Origin of the sequence: Fulvivirga sp. (genome assembly GCF_040220315.1) — a bacterium.
Taxonomy (GTDB): Bacteria; Bacteroidota; Bacteroidia; order Cytophagales; family Cyclobacteriaceae; genus Fulvivirga.
Genome location: NZ_JAVJUY010000379.1, coordinates 1 through 6,214, shown reverse-complemented (window position 1 = coordinate 6,214; position 6,214 = coordinate 1). Strand labels below are relative to the sequence as shown.

General features: G+C 39.5%; 7 protein-coding genes. 5 read left to right on the top strand and 2 right to left on the bottom strand.

The genetic code is table 11. The features are described from left to right. Positions 1–409 precede the first annotated feature (409 nt). Together RLO81_RS19585 and RLO81_RS19580 are read left to right on the top strand one after the other, a co-directional pair. The gene (locus RLO81_RS19585; protein ID WP_350115879.1) at positions 410–661 is read left to right on the top strand and encodes a type II toxin-antitoxin system ParD family antitoxin; all 252 of its coding nucleotides are present in this window, start codon (positions 410–412) and stop codon (positions 659–661) included. Beyond that, positions 654–953 carry a type II toxin-antitoxin system RelE/ParE family toxin gene (locus tag RLO81_RS19580; RefSeq protein WP_350115876.1) on the top strand — a complete coding sequence of 100 codons (300 nt, stop codon included), beginning with the start codon at positions 654–656 and terminating at the stop codon, positions 951–953. Before RLO81_RS19585 ends, RLO81_RS19580 begins: the two co-directional genes overlap by 8 nt. Positions 954–1,074: 121 nt before the next feature. Here the strand turns inward: RLO81_RS19580 and RLO81_RS19575 are convergent, their stop codons facing one another. Then, positions 1,075–2,337 carry an ABC transporter permease gene (locus RLO81_RS19575; RefSeq protein WP_502880477.1) on the bottom strand — a complete coding sequence of 421 codons (1,263 nt, stop codon included), beginning with the start codon at positions 2,335–2,337 and terminating at the stop codon, positions 1,075–1,077. A gap of 123 nt (positions 2,338–2,460) precedes the next feature. Between RLO81_RS19575 and queA the strand changes: the two genes are divergently transcribed. Continuing rightward, complete coding sequence (gene queA, locus RLO81_RS19570) at positions 2,461–3,507, top strand: tRNA preQ1(34) S-adenosylmethionine ribosyltransferase-isomerase QueA (RefSeq protein WP_350115870.1); 1,047 nt, start codon at positions 2,461–2,463, stop codon at positions 3,505–3,507. 114 nt (positions 3,508–3,621) lie between these two features. Next, positions 3,622–4,296, top strand: a complete 675-nt coding sequence (locus RLO81_RS19565) for a 2-C-methyl-D-erythritol 4-phosphate cytidylyltransferase (RefSeq protein ID WP_350115867.1) — start codon at positions 3,622–3,624, stop codon at positions 4,294–4,296. A gap of 37 nt (positions 4,297–4,333) precedes the next feature. Here the strand turns inward: RLO81_RS19565 and RLO81_RS19560 are convergent, their stop codons facing one another. Next, positions 4,334–4,555, bottom strand: a complete 222-nt coding sequence (locus RLO81_RS19560) for a DUF2795 domain-containing protein (protein WP_205721717.1) — start codon at positions 4,553–4,555, stop codon at positions 4,334–4,336. A gap of 331 nt (positions 4,556–4,886) precedes the next feature. On the opposite strand from RLO81_RS19560, the gene ettA reads away from it, so the two are divergent. Then, on the top strand, positions 4,887–6,214 hold a 1,328-nt coding region (gene ettA / locus RLO81_RS19555), incomplete at its 3' end, for an energy-dependent translational throttle protein EttA (protein ID WP_350115864.1).

Here is a 6,214-nt window from a genome sequence, read left to right as displayed (position 1 = left end):
TATCCACTGGATCTACTGCACAGGTAGTTGATAGTTTCCTACCACTTAGGACGTCAGTGTGATGTGCTACCTCATCCGACTTGTACAGCCTCTGTATCCAGTTCCTGTTCGTTGGAACCGGGGTTTGCAGTTCGGAACGATGCTGTACCGATGCGTCAACACTCACTTCCTTCAGTGTAAACCTCACGGTAAACCACCATGCGACTTGCTAGTGTTTCGGGACACGACTCCCGCACACTAGGGACTTACACCCTCTGGAATAATTTGGTATCTTAGATACCAGATGCCCATGCTGGGCACACACAAGCGCTATAGTGCATACCCTTCGGGATACGCACCATAGCCAAACCGTTGTGGGTAATTTGTAGGAGTTACCAATTTTTGGTATTTTTGTATAAACACAATACTTATGAGCAAAAATACATCTGTTTCACTCGGCAATTATTTCGACCAATTTGTACATGGACAAGTTTCAGAAGGTCGCTATAAAAATGTAAGTGAAGTTATTAGGGCTGGACTTAGACTTCTTGAATCTGAGGAGAATAAAACTATTGCTTTAAAAAAAGCTATCCAGGAAGGACTTGATAGTGGAATCGCTCACGAATTTGACCCAATAAAGAATTTGCAAGAATTAAAGGCAAGTAAAAAAGCGAATGGTTAAATATCAATTAACCAAGAAAGCTGTCCAAGACCTGAATAGAATTTGGAATTACACTTATGAAACTTGGTCAGAGGATCAAGCTGACGAATATTACAAAATGCTACTTTCAAGGTGTAATGATGCAGCAAAGAAACCAAGTATAGGGAGAAAATACCCTCAAGTTAAGGACGGACTCCTAGGAATTATAGCAAACAAACACTTAATATTCTACAGACAGCTAACCTCTCACACCATCGAAATCATAAGAATTCTACATGGAAGAATGGACTTAAATAGTAGACTTGAGGAGTAAAAAACTACCCACAACATAGCATAAGAGCGCATTTGAACTTCACCATGCGAAGTCCTTAAATGCTTTGGTGCGGCTGGACCGCACGTTTTGGGTTGGCAATTCAGTTAAAACAAACAAGTTGTTAACTTCTAATCGCAATCACAGGATCTAACCTGGCAGCCAATGCTGCTGGTACAATACCTGAGACAGTACCAATTATAGCAGACACTCCTAAGCCAAGTACAATATTTTTAACGGTAAGAGTCACTTCTAAGGATCCCATAGGTATGAATGTGATTAATAAAACCAAGAGTAGCCCCCCTAAGCCACCAATTACACTTAAAAATACTGCTTCGAATAAAAACTGAAAGAGTATGAAGTAGTTCTTCGCCCCCATTGATTTTTGGATACCAATGATGTGGGTACGTTCTTTCACTGAAACGAACATAATATTCGCAATTCCAAACCCACCCACAAGTATTGAAAAGCCCCCGATTATCCAGCCCGCTATGCCAAAAACATCAAAAACACTTCCTATCACATTGGCAATAGCTTCGGGCCTGTTAAGTGCAAAGTTATCATCTTCTTTCGGTCGCAGCCCTCTTCTCGTCCTAAGCATTCCTGTTAACTCACCCTCTAACTCAACTAATCCAATGTCGGAATCCAGACCCTTCACAGCAATCCTGCTGCCGAGTTCATTATAATTTCCTGTTCCTGTTGTGTACATCGTTCTAAAAGCATCGTAAGGTATCAGACAGTAACTGTCTTTGCTCTCAAAGCCTAGAAAGCTTTCACCTTCACGTTTTAATGTGCCTATAACATAATGCTTTTTATTGTTGATCTTTATTTCTTTCCCTATTGGATTCTCATTATTCGGAAAAAGGGCATCCACAATATCATCTCCAATAATGGCAACATTTCTTCCGGCTGCAATCTCATTCTGACTAAAATAACGGCCTTTTACAATATCCAATTCGGCAATATCTTTGTAGCCGTAACTGCCCCCGGTTAATTCTGTCTCATTATAACTACTACTGCCTCTTTTTACAACCACATTCCCTTTATCAGCTGAGATAGCTATCGATGATCGTTTTTCCAGGTTTGCTTCAAGAAATTTAAACTCCCGATAACTGGGATTTGGCCTTTTCCAAAAATCCCACCAGCGATACTCACCATTGGAATCTGCAGTAAATGGCCACTTATTAACATAAATTACGCCAGAGCCTAAAAAATCAAAACTTTGCTTTACATTCTTTTCCAAAGAATCTACAATAGTGAAAACCGAAATTATAGCGAAAATACCTACAGTTACTCCCAACAGGGATAGTGTGGTACGTAATAAATTCATTTTCAATGCATTCCATGCAAATCGAAAACTTTCTAATATCAATCGGAATACTTGCAAATTGGTAGCTATGAGTTTTTAAAAGTATTTAGGAATAATCTCTCAAATGTCGTGGATATAATTATCTTTGCGTCCTATTTTTAGAGATTGACTCCAAATTAATTTAATACCGTAATATTAAATATGAAATTATCAGAATTCAAGTTCGACCTACCCACTGGCTTAATAGCATTATATCCGGCAGAAAACAGAGATGAATCTCGCTTGATGGTGATCGACCGCAAGTCGGGCAAGATAGAACACAAGGTTTTTAAAGACGTTATCAACTACTTTGAAGAAGGTGATGTTATGGTAAATAATGATACCATGGTATTCCCTGCAAGATTGTATGGTAACAAAGAAAAAACGGGGGCCAAAATTGAGGTCTTCCTTTTAAGAGAACTTAACCAGGAAATGCATCTCTGGGATGTATTAGTTGATCCGGCAAGAAAAATTCGTGTTGGCAACAAACTTTACTTTGGTGAAGGGGATTTGGTAGCAGAAGTAATCGACAATACAACCTCCAGAGGAAGAACTATCCGATTTCTATTCGATGGTACAGACGAAGAGTTTTATAAAACCATTGAAGATTTAGGCGAAACACCGCTGCCAAAATACATCAAACGAGAAGCAGAAGACTCCGACAAAGAGCGTTTTCAGACGATATATGCAAAACATAAAGGTGCTGTTGCGGCACCTACAGCAGGTTTGCACTTTACTCCTCAGTTATTAAAGAGATTAGAAATTTTGGGAGTGGATATGGCCAGCATTACACTTCATATTGGTCTGGGCACATTCAGACCGGTGGACGTAGAGGATTTGACCAAGCACAAAATGGACTCTGAGAACTTTCGTGTAGCGCAACCTACGGTTGATATTGTAAACAATGCAATTAACAAGAAGAAAAAGGTTTGTGCTATTGGTACCACCGTAATGCGCTCTTTAGAATCAGCAGTATCAGCAAGCGACCGATTAAAACCAAAAGAAGGCTGGACAGATAAGTTTATCTTCCCTCCATACGAGTTCAAGATTTGTAGTGCCATGATTACAAACTTCCACATGCCTGAGTCAACATTATTAATGATGGCTAGTGCATTTGGAGGTTATGAATTAATAAGAGAAGCGTATGAAGTTGCCAAGAAGGAAAAATACAGATTCCTTACATATGGTGACGCCATGTTGATTATATGAGCATAGCAATAGAGAAGTCATTCTGACAAAGGAAGAATCTTACTAAGTTTATGTTACCAAATTAATTTAGTAGGTTCCTTCGTTTAACTTAGGATGACTTTTTTTTGTGCATAAATGAAAGAATACGCGATTATAGTAGCGGGTGGCAAAGGAACCCGAATGAAGCAAACCATTTCTAAGCAATTCATTGAGCTTAATGGGCTTCCTATTCTAATGCATACTATCAACGCATTCAAATCCTATTCCAATGATGTGGAGATTATTCTTGTTCTCCCGAAAGATGAAATAGCCATTTGGGAAGAATTGTGCAGAAAGTTCAATTATACCACCGAAGTGAAAGTAACCACAGGTGGCGATACCAGATTTCAGTCGGTAAAAAATGGTTTGAATGTTATTTCTGATCAAAAAGGCATGGTTGCGATACACGATGGAGTGAGGCCATTGGTTGGTAAAGACATCATTGGGGCATCTTATCGGTTGGCGGCCGTTCATAAAAGCGCAGTGGCTGCAGTAAGGCTAAAAGAATCAATTCGAATAACAGATCAGGATACAACAAAGGCGGTTGATCGTTCTGACTTTCGGATGATTCAAACTCCACAAACATTTGATTTGGCTTTAATTAAAAAGGCTTATGAAATTAAGGAAGAACCAAGTTTAACGGATGATGCAAGTGTAGCCGAGCGAAGTGGCCATAAAATTTCGCTTTTTGAAGGTAGCTATTCCAATATAAAGATTACCACACCAGAAGATTTGATTATTGCCGAAGCCTTAATCAACAATCAATCATAAAAAAAGCTGTCCGCACAGACAGCCTCTTTAGTTTCATTTAGTATTCATCTTCGTTGAAGAAGAAGTCCTCTTTTGTTGGATAATCCGGCCAGATTTCCTCAATATTTTCAAATGGTTGCCCATCGTCTTCTAATTCTTGCAGGTTTTCAACAACCTCCAAAGGAGCTCCGGTACGAATTGAGTAGTCTATCAATTCATCTTTTGTTGCCGGCCATGGTGCATCTTCAAGGTACGATGCTAATTCTAGTGTCCAATACATAGTTTAATCCTCCTGATTAAAGCCTTTAAAATTTTTTGCAAAAGTAAAATTTTAAAGGACAATTCAAACTTTATATCAATTTATTTCAATCGTCACGCTTTCGCTTATTTTTCTGACCAACGCACGACCATTTCTAAAAGTTTAATATAATTAGTTTTTTTTCTTATCAAATATATTCACCACATAATTCATGCATTGTTATTCAAAACGATAAATTTGTTCCAATACTCTATATCACGATCAGCTTGGCGAAACGTGAGTAGCAGACTTCGACCCGCCTCTATCGGGCAGGCTAGCTCAGTCTGATAAAACATATTAAAGAAATAAACCCATGAGTGACGAAAAAATAATTTTTTCAATGGCGGGAGTAAACAAGGTCTATCCGCCTAATAAACAAGTACTTAAGAACATTTATCTCTCATTTTTCTATGGCGCCAAAATTGGCGTGCTAGGTTTGAACGGCTCAGGAAAATCATCCCTACTTAGAATCATTGCAGGTATTGATAAAGATTATCAGGGCGAGGTAGTTTTTGATGGTTCATTTACCGTAGGCTTATTGGAGCAAGAGCCACAACTAGATAAATCTAAAACTGTTAAAGATGTGGTAGAAGAAGGTGCTGCAAAAACAGTGGCTCTATTGAAGGAGTTCGAAGAAATCAATGAGAAATTCGCTGACCCCGATATTCTGGAGAACCCTGATAAAATGGAAAAGCTTATTGAACGACAGGGCGAGGTTCAAGAAAAGCTAGACCAGCTAAATGCCTGGGAACTCGATAGTAAATTGGAAAGAGCGATGGATGCGTTAAGAACACCTCCGGGGGATGCTAAAATTGAACATCTTTCCGGTGGTGAAAAAAGAAGAGTGGCTTTGTGCCGATTATTACTTCAAGAACCTGATGTTCTCTTACTTGATGAACCAACTAACCATCTTGATGCAGAATCAGTACACTGGCTGGAGCAACACCTAAGACAATATGCAGGAACTGTTATTGCAGTAACACACGACCGTTACTTCTTAGATAATGTTGCCGGTTGGATCTTGGAGCTGGACAGAGGCGAAGGTATTCCATGGAAGGGAAATTACTCATCGTGGTTAGATCAAAAACAAAAACGATTATCTCAGGAAGAGAAAACAGAATCCAAAAGACAAAAGACGCTTGCCCGTGAGCTGGAATGGGCACGAATGTCACCGAAAGGCAGGCATGCCAAAGCAAAAGCGCGTTTGAGTGCGTATGATAAGTTATTAAGTCAGGAAACCAAAGAACGCGAAGAAAAGCTGGAGCTATTTATTCCTCCTGGGCCACGTTTGGGTGATAAAGTAATAGAAGCGCATGGTGTGGCTAAAGGCTTTGGTGATAAGCTTTTGTATGAAAATTTGGATTTCTCATTACCTAAAGCTGGTATTGTAGGAATTATAGGGCCCAATGGTGCGGGTAAAACCACTTTGTTTAAAATGATTACGGGTCAGTTACAGCCGGATGCTGGAACCTTTGAAGTAGGCCCAACAGTAGAAACAGCTTATGTAGATCAGGAGCATGACGATTTAAACCCGGAACACTCTGTTTGGGAAGCCATTACCGGAGGAAATGAATTGATTGAAATGGGCGGCAAGCAAATCAACAGCCGTGCGTATGTGAGCAAATTTAATTTCAATGGTTC